The 20,454-nt window shown below is 45.8% G+C and carries 29 protein-coding genes; 19 read left to right on the top strand and 10 right to left on the bottom strand.

What is annotated here, in order from left to right; translation table 11 throughout:
• The first annotated feature begins 137 nt into the window (after positions 1 to 137).
• The 17 genes from rplN (at position 138) to rplQ (ending at position 8,679) form a co-directional block, all read left to right on the top strand.
• Positions 138 to 509, top strand: a complete 372-nt coding sequence (gene rplN / locus AACQ21_RS08680) for a 50S ribosomal protein L14 (RefSeq protein WP_010318768.1) — start codon at positions 138 to 140, stop codon at positions 507 to 509.
• A 12-nt stretch (positions 510 to 521) separates the two neighbouring features.
• Positions 522 to 839, top strand: a complete 318-nt coding sequence (gene rplX / locus AACQ21_RS08675) for a 50S ribosomal protein L24 (RefSeq protein WP_010318769.1) — start codon at positions 522 to 524, stop codon at positions 837 to 839.
• Positions 840 to 863: 24 nt separating this feature from the next.
• On the top strand, positions 864 to 1,403 hold the full coding sequence (rplE, locus tag AACQ21_RS08670; RefSeq protein ID WP_010318770.1) for a 50S ribosomal protein L5: 540 nt from the start codon (positions 864 to 866) through the stop codon (positions 1,401 to 1,403).
• Between the two features lie 17 nt (positions 1,404 to 1,420).
• Positions 1,421 to 1,726, top strand: a complete 306-nt coding sequence (gene rpsN / locus AACQ21_RS08665; protein WP_010318771.1) for a 30S ribosomal protein S14 — start codon at positions 1,421 to 1,423, stop codon at positions 1,724 to 1,726.
• Between the two features lie 29 nt (positions 1,727 to 1,755).
• Positions 1,756 to 2,148 (top strand): 30S ribosomal protein S8, encoded by a 393-nt coding sequence (gene rpsH / locus AACQ21_RS08660; RefSeq protein WP_010318772.1) that lies wholly within the window; start codon positions 1,756 to 1,758, stop codon positions 2,146 to 2,148.
• 10 nt (positions 2,149 to 2,158) lie between these two features.
• The gene (gene rplF / locus AACQ21_RS08655; RefSeq protein WP_010318773.1) at positions 2,159 to 2,692 is read left to right on the top strand and encodes a 50S ribosomal protein L6; all 534 of its coding nucleotides are present in this window, start codon (positions 2,159 to 2,161) and stop codon (positions 2,690 to 2,692) included.
• A gap of 9 nt (positions 2,693 to 2,701) precedes the next feature.
• Positions 2,702 to 3,055 carry a 50S ribosomal protein L18 gene (gene rplR / locus AACQ21_RS08650; protein ID WP_013855926.1) on the top strand — a complete coding sequence of 118 codons (354 nt, stop codon included), beginning with the start codon at positions 2,702 to 2,704 and terminating at the stop codon, positions 3,053 to 3,055.
• A gap of 14 nt (positions 3,056 to 3,069) precedes the next feature.
• Positions 3,070 to 3,570, top strand: coding sequence for a 30S ribosomal protein S5 (rpsE, locus tag AACQ21_RS08645; RefSeq protein WP_010318775.1), 501 nt, complete (start codon positions 3,070 to 3,072; stop codon positions 3,568 to 3,570).
• A 5-nt stretch (positions 3,571 to 3,575) separates the two neighbouring features.
• Complete coding sequence (gene rpmD / locus AACQ21_RS08640) at positions 3,576 to 3,752, top strand: 50S ribosomal protein L30 (RefSeq protein ID WP_004398455.1); 177 nt, start codon at positions 3,576 to 3,578, stop codon at positions 3,750 to 3,752.
• Between the two features lie 5 nt (positions 3,753 to 3,757).
• Positions 3,758 to 4,192 (top strand): 50S ribosomal protein L15, encoded by a 435-nt coding sequence (gene rplO, locus AACQ21_RS08635; RefSeq protein WP_010318777.1) that lies wholly within the window; start codon positions 3,758 to 3,760, stop codon positions 4,190 to 4,192.
• Between the two features lie 20 nt (positions 4,193 to 4,212).
• The gene (secY, locus tag AACQ21_RS08630; RefSeq protein WP_017046739.1) at positions 4,213 to 5,547 is read left to right on the top strand and encodes a preprotein translocase subunit SecY; all 1,335 of its coding nucleotides are present in this window, start codon (positions 4,213 to 4,215) and stop codon (positions 5,545 to 5,547) included.
• A 27-nt stretch (positions 5,548 to 5,574) separates the two neighbouring features.
• Entirely contained in the window at positions 5,575 to 5,688 is a 114-nt protein-coding gene (gene rpmJ / locus AACQ21_RS08625) for a 50S ribosomal protein L36 (protein WP_000868186.1), read from the top strand.
• A gap of 147 nt (positions 5,689 to 5,835) precedes the next feature.
• On the top strand, positions 5,836 to 6,192 hold the full coding sequence (gene rpsM / locus AACQ21_RS08620; protein WP_010318779.1) for a 30S ribosomal protein S13: 357 nt from the start codon (positions 5,836 to 5,838) through the stop codon (positions 6,190 to 6,192).
• Positions 6,193 to 6,212: 20 nt separating this feature from the next.
• Positions 6,213 to 6,602, top strand: a complete 390-nt coding sequence (gene rpsK, locus AACQ21_RS08615) for a 30S ribosomal protein S11 (protein ID WP_001118870.1) — start codon at positions 6,213 to 6,215, stop codon at positions 6,600 to 6,602.
• Between the two features lie 27 nt (positions 6,603 to 6,629).
• A complete protein-coding gene (gene rpsD / locus AACQ21_RS08610) occupies positions 6,630 to 7,250 on the top strand; it encodes a 30S ribosomal protein S4 (protein ID WP_013855928.1) in 621 nt (206 codons plus the stop codon).
• Positions 7,251 to 7,273: 23 nt separating this feature from the next.
• Complete coding sequence (locus AACQ21_RS08605; RefSeq protein WP_010318781.1) at positions 7,274 to 8,266, top strand: DNA-directed RNA polymerase subunit alpha; 993 nt, start codon at positions 7,274 to 7,276, stop codon at positions 8,264 to 8,266.
• Between the two features lie 26 nt (positions 8,267 to 8,292).
• Positions 8,293 to 8,679 (top strand): 50S ribosomal protein L17, encoded by a 387-nt coding sequence (gene rplQ / locus AACQ21_RS08600; RefSeq protein WP_017042856.1) that lies wholly within the window; start codon positions 8,293 to 8,295, stop codon positions 8,677 to 8,679.
• 179 nt (positions 8,680 to 8,858) lie between these two features.
• On the opposite strand, the gene AACQ21_RS08595 is transcribed toward rplQ, so the two are convergent.
• Entirely contained in the window at positions 8,859 to 9,479 is a 621-nt protein-coding gene (locus AACQ21_RS08595) for an FKBP-type peptidyl-prolyl cis-trans isomerase (protein WP_010318783.1), read from the bottom strand.
• Positions 9,480 to 9,714: 235 nt separating this feature from the next.
• On the opposite strand from AACQ21_RS08595, the gene AACQ21_RS08590 reads away from it, so the two are divergent.
• Positions 9,715 to 10,278 (top strand): LysM-like peptidoglycan-binding domain-containing protein, encoded by a 564-nt coding sequence (locus tag AACQ21_RS08590; protein WP_026027801.1) that lies wholly within the window; start codon positions 9,715 to 9,717, stop codon positions 10,276 to 10,278.
• A gap of 23 nt (positions 10,279 to 10,301) precedes the next feature.
• Here the strand turns inward: AACQ21_RS08590 and AACQ21_RS08585 are convergent, their stop codons facing one another.
• Positions 10,302 to 10,754: a GNAT family N-acetyltransferase gene (locus tag AACQ21_RS08585; protein ID WP_013855931.1), complete on the bottom strand. Its 453-nt coding sequence runs from the start codon at positions 10,752 to 10,754 to the stop codon at positions 10,302 to 10,304.
• Between the two features lie 177 nt (positions 10,755 to 10,931).
• On the opposite strand from AACQ21_RS08585, the gene dbpA reads away from it, so the two are divergent.
• Positions 10,932 to 12,317 (top strand): ATP-dependent RNA helicase DbpA, encoded by a 1,386-nt coding sequence (gene dbpA / locus AACQ21_RS08580; RefSeq protein ID WP_017042859.1) that lies wholly within the window; start codon positions 10,932 to 10,934, stop codon positions 12,315 to 12,317.
• A gap of 50 nt (positions 12,318 to 12,367) precedes the next feature.
• Here the strand turns inward: dbpA and AACQ21_RS08575 are convergent, their stop codons facing one another.
• The 8 genes from AACQ21_RS08575 to cpdB form a co-directional block, all read right to left on the bottom strand.
• Positions 12,368 to 14,137: a lysophospholipid acyltransferase family protein gene (locus AACQ21_RS08575; RefSeq protein ID WP_105977613.1), complete on the bottom strand. Its 1,770-nt coding sequence runs from the start codon at positions 14,135 to 14,137 to the stop codon at positions 12,368 to 12,370.
• Between the two features lie 4 nt (positions 14,138 to 14,141).
• On the bottom strand, positions 14,142 to 14,594 hold the full coding sequence (locus AACQ21_RS08570; RefSeq protein ID WP_013855934.1) for a hypothetical protein: 453 nt from the start codon (positions 14,592 to 14,594) through the stop codon (positions 14,142 to 14,144).
• A 10-nt stretch (positions 14,595 to 14,604) separates the two neighbouring features.
• A complete protein-coding gene (locus tag AACQ21_RS08565) occupies positions 14,605 to 15,042 on the bottom strand; it encodes a YHS domain-containing (seleno)protein (protein ID WP_105977612.1) in 438 nt (145 codons plus the stop codon).
• A gap of 10 nt (positions 15,043 to 15,052) precedes the next feature.
• Positions 15,053 to 15,820, bottom strand: coding sequence for an NRDE family protein (locus tag AACQ21_RS08560; protein WP_105977611.1), 768 nt, complete (start codon positions 15,818 to 15,820; stop codon positions 15,053 to 15,055).
• A 1-nt stretch (position 15,821) separates the two neighbouring features.
• Positions 15,822 to 16,370, bottom strand: a complete 549-nt coding sequence (locus tag AACQ21_RS08555) for a hypothetical protein (RefSeq protein ID WP_105977610.1) — start codon at positions 16,368 to 16,370, stop codon at positions 15,822 to 15,824.
• Positions 16,371 to 16,404: 34 nt separating this feature from the next.
• Complete coding sequence (locus tag AACQ21_RS08550) at positions 16,405 to 17,538, bottom strand: D-alanine--D-alanine ligase (protein ID WP_105977609.1); 1,134 nt, start codon at positions 17,536 to 17,538, stop codon at positions 16,405 to 16,407.
• The gene (locus tag AACQ21_RS08545) at positions 17,535 to 18,122 is read right to left on the bottom strand and encodes a DedA family protein (protein WP_017049187.1); all 588 of its coding nucleotides are present in this window, start codon (positions 18,120 to 18,122) and stop codon (positions 17,535 to 17,537) included. Before AACQ21_RS08545 ends, AACQ21_RS08550 begins: the two co-directional genes overlap by 4 nt.
• Positions 18,123 to 18,441: 319 nt before the next feature.
• The gene (gene cpdB, locus AACQ21_RS08540; RefSeq protein ID WP_019281493.1) at positions 18,442 to 20,403 is read right to left on the bottom strand and encodes a 2',3'-cyclic-nucleotide 2'-phosphodiesterase; all 1,962 of its coding nucleotides are present in this window, start codon (positions 20,401 to 20,403) and stop codon (positions 18,442 to 18,444) included.
• Positions 20,404 to 20,454 lie beyond the last annotated feature (51 nt).

Here is a 20,454-nt window from a genome sequence, read left to right as displayed (position 1 = left end):
ACGGCTCCAAAGTTTTTTTGGAGCCGTTTATTTTTTGTCTACCCAATCTTAGGAAAGGGTGGTACAATTCGCGTCCCTTTTAAAGAGGCAGCCCGACCCGAGAGGGTCTAGTTTTAATATTTAGCGGAGCACTAACAATGATCCAAATGCAAAGTACACTTGATGCAGCTGATAACTCAGGCGCGCGCAAGGTAATGTGTATTAAGGTTCTGGGTGGCTCTCACCGCCGTTATGCACATATCGGTGACATCATCAAAGTTACAGTGAAGGAAGCAATTCCTCGCGGTAAAGTTAAAAAAGGTGATGTACTGAAGGCGGTGGTAGTTCGCACCCGTAAAGGCGTACGTCGTCCAGACGGTTCTGTCATTCGCTTCGACCGTAATGCTTGCGTATTGTTGAACAATAATACAGAGCAACCTATCGGTACACGTATCTTTGGTCCAGTGACTCGTGAACTTCGCAATGCGAAATTTATGAAAATCGTGTCACTAGCACCTGAAGTTCTGTAAGGAGCGGCACACATGGCAGCTAAAATCCGTCGTAATGACGAAGTAATCGTTCTTGCTGGTAAAGATAAAGGCAAGAAAGGTAAAGTAACTAAGGTTCTCGTAACTGGTAAAGTTATCGTTGAAGGTATCAACCTTGTTAAGAAACACCAAAAGCCGGTTCCGGCTCTAGGTCAACAAGGTGGCATCGTTGAGCAAGAAGCAGCTATTGATGCTTCTAACGTTGCAATCTTTAACGCAGCAACTGGTAAAGCGGACCGTATCGGTTTCCGTTTTGAAGACGGCAAAAAAGTTCGTTTCTTCAAATCTAACGGTGAAATCGTTTCTAACTAATTAGAAGTAATTTGGAGTTCTACTATGGCGAAACTGCATGATTACTACAAGTCGTCTGTAGTGACTGAACTGACCAAACAGTTCGGTTACACAAGCGTCATGCAAGTCCCTAGGATTGATAAAATCACCCTAAACATGGGCGTTGGTGAAGCTATCAACGATAAGAAACTATTAGAAAATGCAGCAGCTGATATGGCTACGATCTCTGGTCAAAAACCACTGATCACTAAAGCTCGTAAATCTGTTGCAGGTTTCAAAATTCGTGAAGGCTACCCAATTGGTTGTAAAGTAACCTTGCGTGGCGAACGTATGTGGGATTTTTTAGAGCGTTTAATCTCTATTGCACTTCCACGTGTACGTGACTTCCGTGGTGTTAGCGCTAAGTCTTTTGACGGACGCGGTAACTACAGCATGGGCGTTCGCGAGCAAATCATCTTCCCAGAAATCGACTACGATAAAGTCGATCGTGTACGCGGTCTTGATATCACTATCACGACTTCTGCTGGTACCGATGAGGAAGGCCGTGCTCTGCTGGCTGCCTTTAACTTCCCATTCCGTAAGTAAGGTGAAGGGTTACTGTTATGGCTAAACAATCAATGAAAGCACGTGAAGTAAAACGTGCAAAGCTAGTAGCTAAGTTCGCAGAAAAGCGTGCAATGCTAAAAGCTACCATCAGCGATGTAAACGCATCTGAAGAAGATCGTTGGAACGCAGTTCTTAAACTGCAAGCTCTTCCACGTGATTCAAGTGCTTCACGTCAGCGCAACCGTTGCAACCAAACTGGTCGTCCACACGGTTTCCTACGTAAGTTCGGTCTAAGCCGCATCAAAGTTCGCGAAGCTTGCATGAAAGGCGAGATTCCTGGACTTCGTAAGGCTAGCTGGTAATTGCCACTTAATCATTTGGAGTAAATCTTATGAGCATGCAAGATCCGATTTCGGATATGCTGACCCGCATTCGTAACGGTCAGGCAGCAAATAAAGTTGCTGTAAAAATGCCTTCTTCAAAGCTTAAAGTTGCAATTGCTGCACTGCTAAAAGCTGAAGGTTATATCGCAGATTTCGCTGTTGAAGGCGAAGTAAAACCTGAGCTAGAAGTTACTCTTAAGTACTTCCAAGCTAAACCAGTAATCGAGCAAATCCAACGTGTTTCACGTCCTGGTCTACGCGTTTATAAGAAAAAAGACGCGTTACCAACAGTGATGGGCGGTATGGGTGTTGCTGTGGTGTCCACTTCCAAGGGTCTGATGTCTGACCGTGCTGCTCGCAAAGCAGGTCTTGGCGGTGAAATCATTTGCTACGTAGCGTAAGGAGTAGGATATGTCTCGTGTTGCTAAAGCACCTGTCGCTATTCCAGCTGGCGTAGAGGTGAAACTAAACGGCCAAGAAATCACTGTAAAAGGTGGTAAAGGTGAGCTGACTCGCGTCCTGAATAAAGGCGTAGTTATTGCACAGGAAGAAAACAACCTTACTTTCGGTCCTCGTGAAGGTGTTGCTAACGCTTGGGCACAAGCAGGTACTGCTCGTGCACTAGTAAACAACATGGTTGTTGGTGTTACTGCAGGCTTTACTAAGAAGCTTGTTCTTAAAGGTGTTGGTTACCGTGCTGCTATTAAAGGCAACTCAGTAAGTCTTACTTTAGGCTTCTCACACCCTGTAGAGCATGAACTACCAGCGGGTATCAATGCTGAATGTCCTAGCCAAACTGAAATTGTCCTAACTGGTTGCGATAAGCAAGTAGTGGGTCAAGTTGCGGCTGACATCCGTTCTTACCGTGAGCCAGAACCTTATAAAGGTAAAGGCGTCCGTTACGCAGATGAAAATGTGCGTAGTAAAGAAGCTAAGAAGAAGTAAGGTAACACTATGGATAAGAAAGCATCTCGCATCCGTCGTGCTACACGCGCACGTCGTAAGATTGCTGAACTGGGTGCAACTCGCCTAGTAGTACACCGTACTCCTCGTCACGTGTACGCTCAGGTTATCGCATCAAACGGCTCTGAGGTTATCGCAGCAGCTTCTACTGTAGAAAAAGCGATCCGTGAGCTAGTTAAGAACACCGGTAACGTAGACGCAGCTAAAGCGGTAGGTAAAGCTATTGCAGAACGCGCTCTTGAAAAAGGCGTATCAGCTGTTGCGTTTGATCGTTCTGGTTTCCAATACCACGGTCGAGTAGCGGCGCTAGCAGAATCTGCTCGCGAAGCTGGTCTGAAATTCTAAGGTAGGGTTGGAAGATGGCTAAAGAACAACAACAAGCTAGTGATTTGCAAGAAAAATTAATCGCAGTTAACCGTGTTTCTAAAACGGTTAAAGGTGGTCGAATCATGAGCTTTACTGCACTAACTGTAGTTGGTGACGGTAATGGTCGCGTAGGTTTCGGATACGGCAAAGCTCGTGAAGTACCTGCAGCGATTCAAAAAGCAATGGAAAAAGCGCGTCGTAACATGGTTACTATCGCTCTTAACGAAGGCACTCTTCACCACGCGGTGAAAGGTCGTCACTCGGGCTCTAAAGTTTACATGCAGCCAGCTGCAGAAGGTACAGGTGTTATCGCCGGTGGTGCGATGCGTGCTGTACTAGAAGTTGCCGGTGTACATAACGTACTTGCGAAAGCGTACGGTTCTACTAACCCAATCAACGTTGTTCGTGCAACAGTTGCTGGTCTAGTAGATGTGAAGTCACCAGAAATGGTTGCAGCTAAACGTGGTCTCACTGTTGAAGCGATTTCGGAGTAAGCACCATGGCAACTATTAAAGTAACTCAAACTAAAAGCTCAATTGGTCGTCTACCAAAGCACAAAGCTACTTTGCGTGGTCTAGGCCTTCGTCGTATCAACCATACAGTAGAACTTGAAGATACACCGTGTGTACGCGGTATGATCAACAAGGTTTACTACATGGTTAAAGTTGAGGAGTAATCAGAATGCGTTTGAATACTCTATCACCGGCTGCTGGTTCTAAGCACGCTCCTAAGCGTCTAGGCCGTGGTATCGGTTCTGGCCTTGGTAAAACAGGTGGCCGCGGTCACAAAGGTCAAAAGTCACGTTCTGGCGGTACAGTTCGTCCAGGTTTTGAAGGCGGTCAAATGCCTCTAAAACAACGTCTACCTAAATTCGGTTTCACTTCTCGTAAGAGCCTAGTGTCTGCTGAAATTCGTCTAGCTGAGCTAGCGAAAGTTACGGGTGACGTGGTCGATCTAAACAGCTTGAAAGCAGCTAACCTAATCACTAAGAACATCGAAAATGTTAAAGTTGTTCTTTCTGGTGAGATTAGCAAAGCAGTGACTGTGAAAGGTCTTCGCGTGACTAAAGGCGCTAAAGCTGCAATCGAAGCTGCAGGCGGTAAAATCGAGGAATAATCTCGAGGAACGAGGTACAGATGGCTAAGAAACCAGGACAAGATTTTCGTAGTGCTCAGAGCGGCTTAAGTGAGCTAAAGTCGCGCTTATTATTCGTAATTGGTGCACTTTTAGTATTCCGAGCCGGTTCTTTTGTGCCGATTCCTGGTATTGACGCAGCTGTACTTGCCGATTTGTTCGAACAGCAAAAAGGTACCATCGTTGAAATGTTTAACATGTTCTCCGGTGGTGCTCTTTCGCGTGCATCTATCTTAGCATTGGGCATCATGCCGTATATTTCGGCGTCAATTGTTGTCCAATTGCTAACTGTAGTTCATCCAGCGTTAGCCGAACTCAAGAAAGAGGGTGAGGCAGGGCGTCGTAAGATTAGCCAATATACGCGTTATGGCACGCTTGTACTTGCAATATTCCAAGCTATTGGTATCGCAACAGGCTTACCAAACATGGTCAACAATCTGGTTGTTATCGACCAAACCATGTTTACCCTGATTGCTACCGTGAGTTTAGTAACTGGCACCATGTTCTTAATGTGGTTAGGTGAACAAATTACTGAGCGTGGAATAGGAAATGGTATTTCCATTTTGATTTTTGCAGGTATTGTTGCTGGATTGCCTTCGGCAATCGGACAAACGATTGAGCAAGCGCGTCAAGGTGAATTGCATGTGCTTCTTCTGTTGTTAATTGCGGTGCTTTCTTTTGCTGTAATTTATTTCGTTGTTTTCATGGAGCGTGGTCAGCGTCGTATTGTCGTTAACTATGCAAAGCGTCAACAAGGTCGTAAAGTGTTTGCAGCGCAAAGTACTCACTTGCCATTGAAAATTAATATGGCGGGTGTAATACCTGCAATTTTTGCATCGAGTATTATTTTGTTCCCAGGAACATTAGCTCAGTGGTTTGGTCAAAATGGTGAGAGCAGCACATTCGGTTGGTTAACTGATGTGTCTTTGGCTCTTAGCCCTGGTCAACCTCTGTACGTTATGCTTTATGCAGCAGCGATTATTTTCTTCTGTTTCTTTTACACAGCGTTGGTGTTTAACCCTCGTGAAACAGCGGATAACTTGAAGAAGTCCGGTGCGTTCGTACCCGGCATCCGCCCAGGTGAGCAGACAGCGAGATACATTGATAAAGTAATGACTAGACTAACCTTAGCGGGTGCTCTCTACATTACCTTTATCTGTCTGATTCCCGAGTTCATGATGGTCGCGTGGAACGTACGTTTCTACTTCGGCGGCACATCACTACTTATCGTAGTGGTTGTGATTATGGACTTTATGGCACAGGTACAGACTCATATGATGTCCCAACAGTATGATTCTGTGTTGAAAAAAGCAAATCTGAAGGGCTACGGCCGTTAATTCAGATTTCACTTACGGAGTTTAGCAATGAAAGTTCGTGCTTCCGTTAAAAAAATCTGTCGTAACTGTAAAGTAATCAAGCGTAACGGCGTCGTTCGCGTGATTTGCAGTGAGCCAAAGCACAAGCAGCGCCAAGGCTAATTAGCAGAAATTTTTACTTGAAATATAAAGGTCGGTCGAGTATATTCCTCGGCCTACCTTTTGTGTGCAAAAGAAGTAGTATGCCGCAGCGTATCCTCGACGGGCTTTGCTGCGGATAATTTCTTATATAAGTACTAGGAGTGAATAGTGGCCCGTATAGCAGGCATTAACATTCCTGATCAGAAGCATGCTGTAATTGCATTAACTGCAATCTACGGCATCGGCAAGACCCGTTCGAAAGCTATCTTAGCTGATTTGGGTATTGCTGAAAGTGTTAAGATCAGTGAACTAACTGAAGAGCAGATCGATCTACTGCGTGATGGTGTAGCTAAATACACTGTAGAGGGTGATCTTCGTCGTGAAGTTTCCATGAACATCAAGCGTCTTATGGACCTTGGCTGTTACCGTGGTCTTCGTCATCGTCGCAGTCTACCACTACGTGGACAGCGTACTAAAACCAACGCTCGTACCCGTAAGGGTCCGCGTAAACCGATCAAGAAATAGTCGGAAGGGTATAGAGTACAATGGCAAAACAACCAACTCGCGCACGTAAGCGTGTACGCAAGCAAGTTGCTGATGGCGTAGCGCACATCCATGCATCTTTCAATAACACAATCGTAACTATCACAGACCGTCAAGGTAATGCTCTAGCTTGGGCAACTGCTGGTGGTTCTGGTTTCCGCGGTTCTCGTAAGTCTACTCCGTTCGCTGCACAGGTTGCTGCTGAGCGTTGTGCTGAAATGGCTAAAGAATACGGCCTTAAGAACCTAGAGGTTATGGTTAAGGGTCCAGGTCCAGGTCGTGAATCAACTGTTCGCGCACTGAACGCTGCTGGTTTCCGTATCACTAACATTGTTGATGCGACACCAATCCCTCATAACGGTTGTCGTCCACCTAAGAAACGCCGCGTATAACGTTTCTAGGAAGATTGGAGAAAGATCATGGCAAGATATTTGGGTCCTAAGCTGAAGCTTAGCCGCCGCGAAGGTACTGACTTGTTCCTTAAGTCAGGCATTCGTGCGATTGATACCAAGTGTAAAATTGACAACGCACCAGGTGTACACGGCGCTCGTCGCGGTCGTCTATCTGAGTACGGTGTTCAGCTTCGTGAGAAGCAAAAAGTTCGTCGTATTTATGGCGTTCTAGAAAAACAATTCCGTAACTACTACAAAGAAGCTGCACGTCTTAAAGGCAATACTGGTGAAAACCTACTTCAGCTTCTTGAAGGTCGTCTTGATAACGTAGTTTACCGCATGGGCTTTGGCGCTACTCGCGCAGAAGCACGTCAGCTAGTAAGCCACAAAGCTATCCTAGTTAACGGTAAAGTTGTAAACGTTCCTTCTTTCAATGTTGCGGTTAACGACGTTGTTGCAATCCGTGAGAAAGCTAAAAAGCAATCTCGCATTAAAGCAGCTCTAGAAGTTGCTGAACAACGCGAAAAACCAACTTGGATTGAAGTAGATGGCGGCCAAATGGAAGGTACATTCAAGCGTATGCCTGAGCGTTCTGACCTGTCAGCTGACATCAACGAACAATTGATCGTCGAGCTTTACTCTAAGTAAGGTTAAACTAAAGAGAGGACACAATGCAGGGTTCTGTAACAGAATTTCTTAAGCCACGTCTTGTTGATATCGAACAGATTAGCACGACACACGCAAAAGTAACTCTTGAGCCGTTAGAGCGTGGTTTCGGCCATACTCTGGGTAATGCACTTCGCCGTATTCTTCTATCTTCAATGCCAGGTTGTGCTGTAACTGAAGTGGAGATTGAAGGCGTACTACACGAGTACAGCACCAAAGAAGGCATTCAAGAAGATATCCTTGAGATCCTTCTGAACCTAAAAGGTTTGGCTGTTCGCGTTGCCGAAGGCAAAGATGAAGTGTTCATTACGCTAAACAAATCAGGCTCGGGCCCTGTTGTTGCAGGTGACATCACCCATGATGGTGATGTAGAGATCACTAACCCTGAGCACGTGATTTGTCATCTAACGGATGACAACGCTGAGATCGCTATGCGTATCAAAGTAGAACGTGGTCGTGGTTATGTTCCAGCTTCAGCTCGTATCCATACTGAAGAAGATGAGCGTCCAATCGGTCGTCTACTTGTAGATGCTACTTACAGCCCAGTAGACAAAATTGCCTACTCTGTGGAAGCCGCTCGCGTAGAACAACGTACTGATTTAGATAAGCTCGTTATCGATATGGAAACGAACGGTACTCTAGAACCTGAGGAAGCAATCCGTCGTGCAGCAACTATTCTTGCTGAACAATTGGATGCGTTCGTAGATCTTCGTGATGTACGTGTACCTGAGGAGAAGGAAGAGAAGCCAGAATTCGATCCAATCCTACTGCGTCCTGTAGACGATCTTGAACTAACAGTTCGCTCTGCTAACTGTTTGAAAGCAGAAGCGATTCACTACATCGGTGATCTAGTACAGCGCACTGAGGTTGAGCTACTTAAAACGCCAAACCTTGGTAAGAAATCTCTTACAGAGATTAAAGACGTGCTTGCATCACGTGGTCTATCTTTGGGCATGCGCCTAGAGAACTGGCCGCCAGCGTCTATCGCTGAAGATTAATCGATACTAGTTAGAAGGATTAGGTCATGCGCCATCGTAAGAGTGGTCGTCAACTCAACCGCAACAGCAGTCATCGCAAAGCGATGTTCAGCAACATGGCTAGCTCTCTAGTACGTCATGAAGTTATCAAGACTACTTTGCCAAAAGCAAAAGAGCTACGTCGCGTCGTTGAGCCTTTGATTACACTAGCTAAGACTGACAGTGTTGCAAACCGTCGTCTAGCATTTGCTCGCACTCGTGATAACGAAGTTGTGGCAAAACTATTTAACGAACTAGGTCCACGTTTTGCAGCTCGCCAAGGCGGCTACACACGTATCCTAAAGTGCGGTTTCCGTACTGGTGATAAAGCTCCAATGGCATACATTGAGCTTGTCGATCGCCCAGAAGTAGCTGTAGAAGCTGCTGCTGAGTAATCAGTTCGTATAATTAAAAAAGCCGAGTAGTAATACTCGGCTTTTTTGTATGCGTAGATTTTATCTTTGAACACGGGCTAACCAGATAAGTATGCGTAGTGTCGTTTTGATAGATGCTAAGTAAGAAATACTAATAAAAAAAGGTCAGCGAATGCCAACCTTCTCACTATCAATTCTATTTATAGAATGTCGAGTAGCTCTACTTCAAATACTAGAGCTGCAAAAGGAGGAATTGCAGCGCCAGCGCCACGCTCACCGTAGGCAAGATCTTGTGGAATATAGAGTTTCCATTTTGAACCCACAGGCATCAGTTGTAGTGCTTCTACCCAACCTTTGATTACACCTGTTACTGGGAATTCAGCTGGTTGACCGCGAGATACAGAGCTATCAAATACTGTACCATCAGTCAATTCACCGTGGTAATGAACACGTACTTGCTTGTCAGATGTCGGGATATCCCCCGTACCTTCTGTAAGAATTTCGTACTGTAGACCAGATTCAAGAACGGTCACTTCAGGGCGTAGTGCGTTATCTGTTAAGAATACTTCACCGTCGGCTGCGGCTGCTTTGGCAGCTTCTTGGCGTAGAGATTCTGCACGCATGTGCAACTCTTGCAGTGCATTATTGATTTCATCAATTTCAATTGATGGCATGTCGCCTACTAATGCGGTTGCGATACCTGCGGCGATGGCGTCAACGTTAAGTCCTTCTAGACCACTACCCGCAAGTTGTTGGCCCATTTGTAGACCGATACCGTAGCTTGCTTTTTGCTCTACAGTGTCAAATTTTACTTCAGACATAAACAGTCACTCTTTTTATGTAAATAAACAAGTGCCAAAGGATATCAGTTTCAAGCATGGGATGAAATGCTAATGGGAAATATCCAATATTGAACCTTCAGGTTGTGACAAATCGCAGATCCCAAAGAAAAATGTTCAAGATTGTGTCAACGTTTACGTTATCGCCACCTTGGCTCTATACTGATCCCTCTTGAGTTTTTATACTGTAGCTCGACAGAAAAGGAGACGGGTTAAGATGAATCGTCGTCACAAGAAGAAACCGCAAACTGATTATTTAGCGTTTATCCAACAGAAGTGGCATGCATTCGATTGGCGTGGCCTTATTTTACGTGTTCGCACAGTTTGGCTGGCGCTGCCTAAGCTTCACCAGCGCGCTTTATTAGCGATCGTTCCAGTAGTGTGTTTGCTCATTATTATTCCTTTTCCTGAGCGAACAGAGCAGGCCGCTCTACCGAAAAGTAGTGAGCGTGTGGAAATCAGCATTAATACGGTTGGGTTGAGTGAACAAAAAACGCCTCAACAAACCGATCGTAAATCTGAGTTCTGGCGAGAGTACACGGTTAAAAACGGGGACACTTTGTCGCAGGTTTTTCGGGCAAATGATTTACCGATGTCTGATCTTAATGCCTTAGTCAAAATTGAAGGCAGTGACAAACCGCTCAGCCAAATTACCCAAGGCCAATTAGTTCGCTTCAAACTCGCGGCTGATGGGCAACTCGATATCCTGCAACTTGAGAAAAATGATCAATCAGTGATGTTTTTCAGGCGCTCAGATGGCGGATTTGGCCGTAGTAAATAACACGCTTTGATCAAGGGGGCTATTTACTTGCTGAGCTGCATGTCGATATGCGGGATATCATCTTCTAGATACATCGCCGACGTTTGTTGAAAACCATAACTTTGATAGAAGCTAGCAAGATAGTGCTGTGCACCAATTTCAATATCTTGATTGGGCCACAGCTTCTGGCATTCGGCTAATGCTTGCTGCATTAATTGGTGGCCAAGGCCATTTCCTCTCGCTTCTTTTTGGGTTGCAATGCGACCAATACTGACACTTGGGTAGCTAATCCCCGCAGGGAGTAAGCGCGCGCAGGCAACAATCTGCTGATCCTGTTCACCAATTAAATGAAAAACACCCGGCTGAATATCTTTATTATCCAATTCAGGGTAAGGACAGGTTTGTTCGACCACAAAGACATCGACGCGCAGTTTAAGTAGCGCATAAAGTTGATGAGTGGTTAATTGTGAGAATGAAAGACAGTGCCAAGTAATCATCGTAGTGCCCCTTTAAAAATGGATGTCGTTACTCTATCAAGCTTAAGTGCATGATTCATTAACAAAGGTTAAGAGTAAGCTACAAACTTGATGAATGATAAATAAAGATTCACTAGCCACACGAGGTTAAATAACGATAATAGGCGTTTAATTTTCGTCTAACGAAAGGACGGTCTCTTGAGTAATCTCTCTTTTTCAACGGTAAATCTACAACCAGAACTTCTTTCTAACCTCGATACTTTGGGATACACCAAGATGACGCCGATTCAGGCGTTAAGCTTGCCAACCATTTTGGCGGGTAAGGATGTGATTGGCCAAGGAAAAACAGGCTCAGGAAAAACAGCAGCGTTTGGTTTAGGCGTATTATCTAACCTCAACGTTAAGCGTTTTCGCGTTCAAGCTTTGGTGCTATGCCCAACGCGGGAGTTAGCCGATCAAGTCGCAACGGATATTCGCACACTCGGCCGCGCCATTCATAATATTAAAGTGCTCACCTTGTGTGGCGGCATGCCAATGGGGCCACAAATTGGTTCGTTAGAGCACGGTGCACATATTTTGGTTGGTACTCCGGGGCGTATTCTTGACCATTTAGACAAAGGTCGTATCGATCTCTCTGAACTCAATACGTTAGTGCTTGATGAAGCGGACCGAATGCTTGAAATGGGTTTCCAAGAAGCGCTGGATGCGATCATCAATGAAACGCCAACCAGCCGTCAAACATTGCTGTTTAGTGCTACGTTCCCCAATCAAATCAAACAAATTGCGCAGCGGATTATGCGTGAGCCTGAAATGGTCAAAGTTGAATCCACCCATGATACGTCCAGCATTCAGCAATATTTTTATAAAGTAGAGGGTACAGAGGCGCGTGATCGCGCGTTAGAACTACTGCTTTTACACCATCAGCCTGAATCTGCCGTGGTGTTCTGTAATACAAAGAAAGAAGTACAAAGTGTTGCTGAAGATCTACATCACAAGGGCTTTAGTGTGGTGGAACTGCATGGTGATTTAGAGCAGCGTGACCGTGACCAAGCTTTGGTGCAGTTTGCTAATAAAAGTATCTCCATTTTAGTTGCAACCGATGTGGCGGCACGTGGCCTTGATGTCGATAACTTAGATGCGGTATTTAACTTTGAGTTATCACGTGATCCTGAAGTGCACGTGCACCGCATTGGGCGTACTGGCCGAGCGGGCAGTAAAGGTTTAGCCTTTAGCTTCTTCAGTGACAGTGAAATGCACCGAGTGGCGATGATTGATGAATATATGGATATGCCCATCGAACCCGCTAAATTGCCTGATGCTAGTGCGCTAAACAACGCGCCTTATCAAGCCAATATGGTCACTATCCAGATTGATGGCGGTAAAAAGCAGAAAGTGCGCCCGGGAGATATTCTAGGGGCGTTGACCAGTAACGACGGTATTGACGGTCAATATGTCGGTAAAATTAACATGTTACCGATGCGCAGCTACGTTGCAGTCCATAAATCGGTGGCGAAAAAAGCACTGAAGAAAATGGAAAGCGGTAAGATGAAAGGACGCCAATTTAGAGCACGCCTTCTAAAATAAGCCCCTTCATTTAGAATTAAAGCCAGCGAATAACTCGCTGGCTTTTGCGTTTATGAGGGCTTTGAACTGACGGGTGTCGAATCCAAATAAGCGCTGGCTTGCTCCTTACCCATGTATTTTGCCAGTGTATGCAGCGGAACTTGTTTCAAGTTCACCACAATTAAGCCATCTAACGCATTGTTAAACGCGGGGTCGACATTAAAACAGACGAGCTTGCCATTCATCCCTAAATATTGGCGCAGCAATACAGGAAGGCCCTTGCCATTTTCCATTTTTGCTAACACTTTCGACAGCAGAGAAATGCTTGCCAAAGAGGAGAGCAAGTTGGTTTGCCAAAATGTGTTCCCATTGCTCCGTAGTGGAGTGGAAGGTGAAACCAAGGTTGCCTTTTCATGATCATAATGATGAATAGAGAGTGTTGCGGCCATTAATTGTCGTGCGGTGTGGCTGTAATCGTTGCTAATGCTTACTGGGCCAAACAAGTGCGTGTATTGTGGATGACGCGCGACAAACGCAGCAATACCTTTCCACAGCATTAACAGTGAGTTGAGGTTGCGCTGGTATTTCGAGGAAACCACCGAGCGACCTAGCTCAATACTGATATCGAGTGTGTTGATGAAGGCTTCATCATACTGAAATAAGCTACGGGAATAGAGCCCTGCTAACCCTTGCTTCGCTATCAGTTCATCCACTAACCCCAATCGATAAGCTCCAACAATTTGACGGTCTTTCTTGTGCCAAACAAAGAGTTGGTAGTAATGACGATCATACTCATCAAGATCACAAGCTAAGCCGCTTCCTTCACCTACGGCGCGAAAACTCTCTTCACGAATTCGACCAATCTCTTGCAGTATGTGGGGTAACTGCTTGCTTGCGGCGCAATAGACAATCCAATCACCTTGCTCTAAGAGCTTGCTTTCGCTTGGCAGCGCGGCGAGATCTTGCTCAAGCTTCTCTACAATAAGTGCATCGATAATAGGAAGGGGCGATGTCACTAACTCTGGTGAGGATGGCGTTGCGGAAGGTGCTGCACTCATTAAATAGGTATTGAGACGCAGATAATGAACAATGTCTCGTTCCTGTTCAAATGCTTTTACTTCGGAATAGGGGATGGGATTGCCGATGGAAATTTCAATGTTGTGCGCCTGCTTATTCAGTAGCTCGCGGCCGAGCAATGCCGTTCGCAGTAGTGGATGAATTCGCCCCGCTTGATAAAACAGAGTGCTATTTTTACCATTAATAAAGATCGGGACGGTGGTGGCTTGGGCGCGTTTAACAAATTTGGCGACGGATTGACTCCATTCGATATCCGACAGTGTTTGCGATCCTTTGGGGTAAGTAGATACCTCACCAGCGGGGAAGATAATCAATAAGCCACCTTGAGCCAAATGAAGGTTCGCATCTCGAATGGCTTGCGCATTGGTGCTGCGAGCACTTTTGCTATTGAACACATCGACACCGATAAAGAGTTCACTAATTTCAGGCAGGCGCTTTAGCAACTGATTCGCCAGCACTTTAATATCGGTGCGTACTGAACCAATTAAATCGGCTAATATCACCCCTTCAATTGCGCCCAGCGGGTGGTTAGCGACGATCACCACTGGGCCTGTTTGTGGAATGTTATCGATGCAGCCCAAAGCAAGGCGATATTCGATATTGAGTGCCGCTAGCGTGTAGCGCATAAACTCAAAGCAAGAGGGTTTGGCAGGACGCTGCTGATACAGTTTATCCAGTGTTGCAAGCCCAGAGGCCCATTCAACAATCGATTCTGCGACGCCAAATGGAGTGTGTCGTGGTAAACGAAAAGGACTGGCTAGCATATAATTACACTCCTTTATTCAACCACTGGTGCAATAAACCATCACCGTTTTTGAGATCACGTCGCACCAAAAAAGCCGCACACAACCAAACAAGACAAGCCATCGCAAATAGCAGGCCGCTATCATTGCCGACCACTTCTCCTACCTGGTTAAACTCTGGCATCACAATGCCAAGAGGCGTAAATAAATGAAAGAAAATCGCACCACTCATAATGCCGACGCTCATCAGTGCACCAAGGCCATGCCAGCGGCTAAACAGCAAAATAGAGGCTATCAGTTCAGCCGTTCCGATTAAATACCCGCCATACACAGCAAACCAACCGAGGCCAGACCACGCACCTAAGGTGCCAAAAATATAGTTGGTTTCGTAAGAGCCGGAAAATTTAAAGACAAGCGATTGAATAAAAACAAACGCAATCAAGAGTGAGGGAAGATGTTGGCTAGCTTTAAACGTCATGGTGTAGCTCCTACTTAATTAAATTGGGCCAATTTTTATCGGCTTGTTGGATGTGCACCGCTTGGTTGGCATCCCATAATGTTTTGATCTTTTTGTCGTAATTGAGATAGAGCTTGCCGTCGACAATCGCCCATTGATTGGGATCTCCCGGAGCAAAATCATTCTTTTCAGAGACGGCCCAAGCGCAGTAGCCGCCATATTGCGGCGCATATTGGTTAGGGTTATTCAGAAACAGTTCAAGGTTCTCTTTTGAAGAAAAATACCACTGCGCATTTTTATAAAGGGTCGAAAAATCGGAGGAGCCTTTTACTGGCTCTCCTCTGGTGAAGTAGGCGACGGTGTCATAGCCACTCAGCGCTTTATTGCTCAGAAAGCTGGTGTAAATTTCATCCTCAGCGAGGCTCACGCTGCTGACAAACAGCAGTAATAGTCCTAGTAAACGTTTCATTGTTGATTCCTCATAAATTGGCGACCCAAGGCGTGGTTTTGTCGATCTCATCGCGCTGCTGGTGGAGTGATGTCTCACTGAGCTGTAAGCAAGGTGAACCTGAGATATAGGTCATATACTGCTGCTGTTGTGTGACGCGTAAATAGGTAAAGCTAACGGTGTGCGCATCTTGACGATACATACAGGGTGCCCAATGTGGATGGGCCTCATGGTGGTGGGCGTGAAATTTTAGTCGCTGTTGCACACTATCTTCCTCGGCGATTAAAGCTTGATAGAGCTGCGAGCGGTAGTGTTGCACCTGTTCTAAATCGACACTGGATGAAAATAGAGGCGATTGCGTCACCGCGATTTGGCTCTGTTCACCATTCCACGCCAGAGCCATTACATTGCCTTGTACATCAGTTAAATTAGGGTCGAAAGCAAGCAAAGTGAATGGTGCAAATTGCTGAAGATTAAGCTGTGTAAACGCTTGGATAACCTTCTCGACACTGACTTGACTGGATAAATGCTTCAGCAATTGACCGCGGCTGACTAAGCGTTCGGCATCGGTTCCTTGGGGGATTTTACCTTGGTAATTATTGAGCAAGCACAAAGCCAAACCGCATTCATTAAGACTGATCCAACTGCCTCCACCAGCAGGATCAATCGGCATCAACACTTCAACACCAGCTTGCGTGTATTGTTTAGGTGGCAACGCTAATGGGCGGTTTTTTTGTTCATCACGGTTAAAAAACAGATGATAGCCGTGTTTGTCGAGTAACCAAGAAACTGAGCACATGTTATTGCCCCCGAATGAAGGAGGCCGTGGCTGGCGCTAAGCCGAAAGCGGCATCAGTTTCTACATGCAGCAAATGAGCAACCACTTTAGCCATCGCAAAATGGTGCTGTGCATGCAAAGTGGCGAAGCTTAACTCTCGCTCCCATGTTGATGATAAAGAGCACACTTGCGTTTCCTGCAATGAGGTTTCAACAAGTACCGTAACGGATTTTTGGAGTGAGGCCGAGCACTGCGTTAACCATTGAATTAAATACTCAATTTCGACCAAGGCCGCAGCGCGGGACGTCTCAACGAGGTGGCCCCGGCGGCGTTGGTTGTAATCAATAGTGCTAGTTGAGTTAGCCAGCGCATGAAACAGATCCAACCAATGACGAAAATGTTGCCCCACTGAACTGGCGACAATTGGCGTGGCTAAGTGGGTGTAGTGCCTATCTTCTAACTGTTCGAGAAACTGGTGCGCTTGTTCCAGTGTTTCAATGCCGCCTTGGATCACGGGGGCATGATTAGGCTGTGGTGCACTTTGTTGTGAACTTGTGGTGATTGCAAACATATTTCTATCCCTATGATTGTTCTTATGGATAAGGTTAATCCGTGCTTGGGTATTGTTCGGTTAAGGCCTTTTCTTTGCGCCAAGCGTTCAGCAGTTCAGCCATTTTGGGTGTTTGATAGCCTAACTTTCGCTGCTGCGCGCCAATGTCGAATAAGATTCGGTACTGTCTGAGTAAGGTTGAGAAGATCTCACGCAGCGGTGTTTCTCTATCCCAAATATGAGCGGCTTCACTGCTTGCGCCATTGATTTCCAAAATCGTGAACTGTTCTCCAGCCATCAATTGGTGAATATTGGCAAACTTGATATCGAGCCGCCCATAGTGAAACCCGTCAACATTGTTAAAAATCTCATCCAGCTTGTTGGTGAGAGCGCGAGTAATGTAACGGTTACCATTGCGGAAAATCGATCCGCGACTATGGCTGCCCGCAAAGGCGAGTTGAAACTCCTGCCCTGCTTCAAGAACCCAATCGAGCTTCTCAAGGTGGCGAGGAAAATAGAGATGAGGGAGTTGCCCTGCGCGTGGGCAGCGTTCAATTAACTGCTTTAAAGTGTGAATGCCATCCCCAGTGACAAACGGGGCATACTTAAGTGTGATGGAAATAATGTTGCCTTGAGCCTCACCGGGATAGCGCACATAAAACACGCCAGCTTCAGCTTGATACGGCGCTTTTTGTTGCAGTAAAAAACGGGCGTTAATCGGGAATGATTGGATGTAGTCACTCAGTTGCTGTTCATTTTGCAGCAGTTTGACGCCAACGCCGCGGCAGCCTAAATCTGGTTTAGCGACAAGAGGGAAATCCAACGATGCTTGTTGCATTGCAGACAGAGCCTGTGCTGTTTGCTGCTGAGCGGTTTGATGGCTTTTCGTTCGGGTGATAAAGGGCGATATCCACTGCTGAGCGTATTCACCGGCTAGATTAAGAATGTCGTGTTTTGACTCTCCAACCATGCCGCTGAGCTTGATGCCGGGGTTTGCAATTAAAGGTAAGCCCCAGTTGCCATAACGCAGCCCTTGCAGCAGGCTTTGAATCACCACCGGAGTGTAGAAAAACCAACTGGGCAGAAATTCATAAGGAGAAATGCTGCGTTTGGCGTCTTGCTCTAAAAGCGGCATACCCGCGTTGATTTTGCCATGTGCAATGCAAGGTATTTCTAATTTGGCGTTCATGACAATCCTTTAGAAAATGATTTGTTGAGAAGACGATTAGTGAGCATTAATAGCCCAATCGCGATAGGAATAATGATCCATTGATAATGAGAGGGCTGTTGCCAAACCTGACTCCCTAGGTAATAAAGCGTTGAAAAAACGATCAGTGTCCACAGTGCTGTGGCCGTCAGTACGGAGCACAGAAATAGCGCCAATGGAATAGAAAAAAAGCCGCTCAAAGTAAAACCCACCGTTCTTAGGCCGGGGACAAAGCGAATAATAAACAGATTTAAAAAAGTATGATGGTGCAGCTTGCGACGGACGGTTCGAAAATGTTTATTGGTCAGCGCTTGATAACGAAGCGGACGAACGCGTTGTGCCACTTGGCCTAAGTAATACAAACCGAGATCGCCACTGACAATGCCGACAAAAATAGCCAACAACGCCAAGCCGGGGGGCATGAGATTTTGCAAAGCTAGTGTGGCGGCGGTGACAATAGCGACATCCTCTAACAAATAGGAAAGCAAAATTACGCCGATGAATAGTAAAGTCAGTGAATGACTTTCGGCTGTTAGAAAGGTTTGAATGTCGATAGCAAGCGCCACACTTCCTCCTTAGCAAATTATGATCAAGTATAGAATAAGGCGCTGATTGCGCTTTTATTCTCATTACGAGGACAAAGACCTGCCAAAGAATAGAAAAATTGCATATTTGATGATTTTTTATAATTAAATTTAATCAAACTAATGTTTGAAAATTAAACAGAGGTTGTAACGAGCCTTAAATGAAGCGTGGATAGTCAAGAACCATCAAGATCAGAATTAGGGTTGTCGAGCGGGAAATAAAAAACGCAGCGAAAGGCTGCGTTTGTGGGGTGAAAGCGCCTTAATTCATTGGCCTCTTTCAATCTATTTGAGTGGTGGTTTATTGGGTAAGATCAATCTTGTAAACCGCAAAACCAACCTCATCGTTTTCCACCAAAGTCATTGGGTATTGGCCTTTCTCTTTGATGAACTGTGCTGCTTTCTCGCTTGGAGAGGTTTCAAAACGAATATCTAACGCGGTATTAGTTTTAATCGGAGCAAACGACCAGTTGTTATCAGCACTTGGCGTAACTTGACCTTTTTCTTTACTCACGCGCGAAATGTAGTTGGCGACGGCCGTGCGGTTTTCGTCGGGTGAGTCAAAGGCAACAAATTGTGCGCCCGTGCCTGCAAATTTATTACTATAAGCGCGGTAGTTATTGGTGGCGACAATAAAGGTCTGTTTTACATCGATAGGTTTACCTTGATAAGTTAAGCCTACAATGCGCTCAGCATCTTTATTCGCCACTTTACAATCACCATCGTATTTGGCGGGTTGAGTCACATCGATTTGGTAATTCACCCCATCCATCACATCAAAGTTATACGTGCGGAAATCAGCCCAATTGATCAAGGATTGTGGTTGAGTGCTGTGCGGATCAATCTGATTAAACTGCCCCGCGCTGCATTCCAACCACTCCTTCACTTCTTTACCCGTCATTTTCAGCGCGACTAATGTATTAGGGTAAAGATAGAGATCTGCTGCGTTACGAAATGTCAGTTGGCCAGCTTCGACTTCGGTGAAACCGGCTGGGTCATCTTTACGGCCACCAACTTTGAAAGGGGCTGCGGCCGATAACACCGGCAAACCATCAAGATCAGGGTCGCCTTGAATAAAGCGTTCCACATAATCTTTTTGTGCAAGATTAACGATTTGCACGGTTGGGTCATCTTGTACCAAGGCTAAAAAGCTGTACATCACATCATTCGCTTGGCCAATCGGTTGATTCACAAAATCTCGCGTGCCTTTGTGGTCTGACTCTAAGGCTTTCACTATGCCTGTATCGGCTGCTGCCAATGATTTCTTATTGGCTTTATCGAAAATTGGGCGAGCTTGGGATTGACCATTCACGACTGACCATTGGCCATCTTTGCTTTGCAAAGTCAGATCCATCACACCAACATGGCTACCCCAGCGCCCCGGCATGACAGCGGTTACGCCATTAATGGTGCCTTTAGTTACATCTGCTCCTGGCAGTTTGGCAAAATCTTGGCTAGGGAATACCGCGTGAGAGTGACCAAAAGCAATTGCGTCAATGCCTTCTACTTGGGTGAGGTAGTAAACCGAGTTTTCTGCACCAACGGAATATGGGTTAGCTGAGACACCAGAGTGCGGGATTGCCACGATCACATCGGCACCCTCTTTTTTCATCTGCGGGATCAGCTCCTCGGCTGTTTGCTTGATGTCTTTGGCAAACACTTTGCCATCCAGGTTTTTCTTATCCCACACCATGATTTGTGGTGGGACAAAACCAATGTAACCCACTTTAATTTGGTGCTCTTTGCCATCGGTATCTTTGAACGTGTGCGTTTTAATGAGATAGGGATTGAAGAGGTGTTTGCCCGTTTGTTGGTCATAGACGTTGGCATTGACATACGGGAATGCGGCGTCGTTAATACTCTCCTTTAAAAAGGACAAACCGTAGTTAAATTCATGGTTACCAATGTTACCTACATCGTAGCCGAGCTGATTCATCGCTTTGTAAACTGGGTGAACCTCACCAACTTTGATGCCTTTGGCGGCCATATAGTCACCCATTGGGCTACCTTGGAGTAAATCACCGTTATCGACCAAAATGCTGTTTTCGACTTCGCTGCGCGCTTGCTTCACTAACGTCGCCGCACGGGATAAACCAATCTGGTTCGATGGCTTGTCTTTGTAGTAATCGTAATCCATCACATTGGTGTGAATATCGGTCGTTTCGACGATACGCAGTTTAATGGTGTCCGCCATTGCTGGGCCAGCCATTGCTAACATACCGCTCAAAATCGCGATGGAGAGAGGTTTCACTGCCACTTTCATTGTGTACTCCAGTTAGGGGTAGGGAACAAATAACTCGTCTAATGTAACAAA

The sequence above is a fragment of the Vibrio sp. V01_P9A10T6 genome, from assembly GCF_963877065.1.
In the GTDB taxonomy this organism is placed as follows: Bacteria; Pseudomonadota; Gammaproteobacteria; order Enterobacterales; family Vibrionaceae; genus Vibrio; species Vibrio anguillarum.
Note: the sequence above shows the minus strand (reverse complement) of the source record. Positions and strands in the feature narration are given on the sequence as shown.

Coding starts and splice junctions, on each gene's coding strand:
- AACQ21_RS08595 (WP_010318783.1), bottom strand. CDS start 9,479: ATGTCTGAAGTAAAATTTGACACTGTAGAGCAAAAAGCAAGCTACGGT.
- AACQ21_RS08585 (WP_013855931.1), bottom strand. CDS start 10,754: ATGATTACTTGGCACTGTCTTTCATTCTCACAATTAACCACTCATCAA.
- cpdB (WP_019281493.1), bottom strand. CDS start 20,403: ATGAAAGTGGCAGTGAAACCTCTCTCCATCGCGATTTTGAGCGGTATG.
- AACQ21_RS08560 (WP_105977611.1), bottom strand. CDS start 15,820: ATGTGCTCAGTTTCTTGGTTACTCGACAAACACGGCTATCATCTGTTT.
- rpsK (WP_001118870.1), top strand. CDS start 6,213: ATGGCAAAACAACCAACTCGCGCACGTAAGCGTGTACGCAAGCAAGTT.
- rplE (WP_010318770.1), top strand. CDS start 864: ATGGCGAAACTGCATGATTACTACAAGTCGTCTGTAGTGACTGAACTG.
- secY (WP_017046739.1), top strand. CDS start 4,213: ATGGCTAAGAAACCAGGACAAGATTTTCGTAGTGCTCAGAGCGGCTTA.
- rpsH (WP_010318772.1), top strand. CDS start 1,756: ATGAGCATGCAAGATCCGATTTCGGATATGCTGACCCGCATTCGTAAC.
- rpmJ (WP_000868186.1), top strand. CDS start 5,575: ATGAAAGTTCGTGCTTCCGTTAAAAAAATCTGTCGTAACTGTAAAGTA.
- rpsE (WP_010318775.1), top strand. CDS start 3,070: ATGGCTAAAGAACAACAACAAGCTAGTGATTTGCAAGAAAAATTAATC.
- rplR (WP_013855926.1), top strand. CDS start 2,702: ATGGATAAGAAAGCATCTCGCATCCGTCGTGCTACACGCGCACGTCGT.
- rplQ (WP_017042856.1), top strand. CDS start 8,293: ATGCGCCATCGTAAGAGTGGTCGTCAACTCAACCGCAACAGCAGTCAT.
- rpmD (WP_004398455.1), top strand. CDS start 3,576: ATGGCAACTATTAAAGTAACTCAAACTAAAAGCTCAATTGGTCGTCTA.
- rpsD (WP_013855928.1), top strand. CDS start 6,630: ATGGCAAGATATTTGGGTCCTAAGCTGAAGCTTAGCCGCCGCGAAGGT.
- AACQ21_RS08565 (WP_105977612.1), bottom strand. CDS start 15,042: ATGAAACGTTTACTAGGACTATTACTGCTGTTTGTCAGCAGCGTGAGC.
- AACQ21_RS08575 (WP_105977613.1), bottom strand. CDS start 14,137: ATGCTAGCCAGTCCTTTTCGTTTACCACGACACACTCCATTTGGCGTC.
- rpsN (WP_010318771.1), top strand. CDS start 1,421: ATGGCTAAACAATCAATGAAAGCACGTGAAGTAAAACGTGCAAAGCTA.
- AACQ21_RS08555 (WP_105977610.1), bottom strand. CDS start 16,370: ATGTTTGCAATCACCACAAGTTCACAACAAAGTGCACCACAGCCTAAT.
- AACQ21_RS08590 (WP_026027801.1), top strand. CDS start 9,715: ATGAATCGTCGTCACAAGAAGAAACCGCAAACTGATTATTTAGCGTTT.
- rplX (WP_010318769.1), top strand. CDS start 522: ATGGCAGCTAAAATCCGTCGTAATGACGAAGTAATCGTTCTTGCTGGT.
- AACQ21_RS08550 (WP_105977609.1), bottom strand. CDS start 17,538: ATGAACGCCAAATTAGAAATACCTTGCATTGCACATGGCAAAATCAAC.
- AACQ21_RS08605 (WP_010318781.1), top strand. CDS start 7,274: ATGCAGGGTTCTGTAACAGAATTTCTTAAGCCACGTCTTGTTGATATC.
- rplF (WP_010318773.1), top strand. CDS start 2,159: ATGTCTCGTGTTGCTAAAGCACCTGTCGCTATTCCAGCTGGCGTAGAG.
- AACQ21_RS08570 (WP_013855934.1), bottom strand. CDS start 14,594: ATGACGTTTAAAGCTAGCCAACATCTTCCCTCACTCTTGATTGCGTTT.
- rplN (WP_010318768.1), top strand. CDS start 138: ATGATCCAAATGCAAAGTACACTTGATGCAGCTGATAACTCAGGCGCG.
- rplO (WP_010318777.1), top strand. CDS start 3,758: ATGCGTTTGAATACTCTATCACCGGCTGCTGGTTCTAAGCACGCTCCT.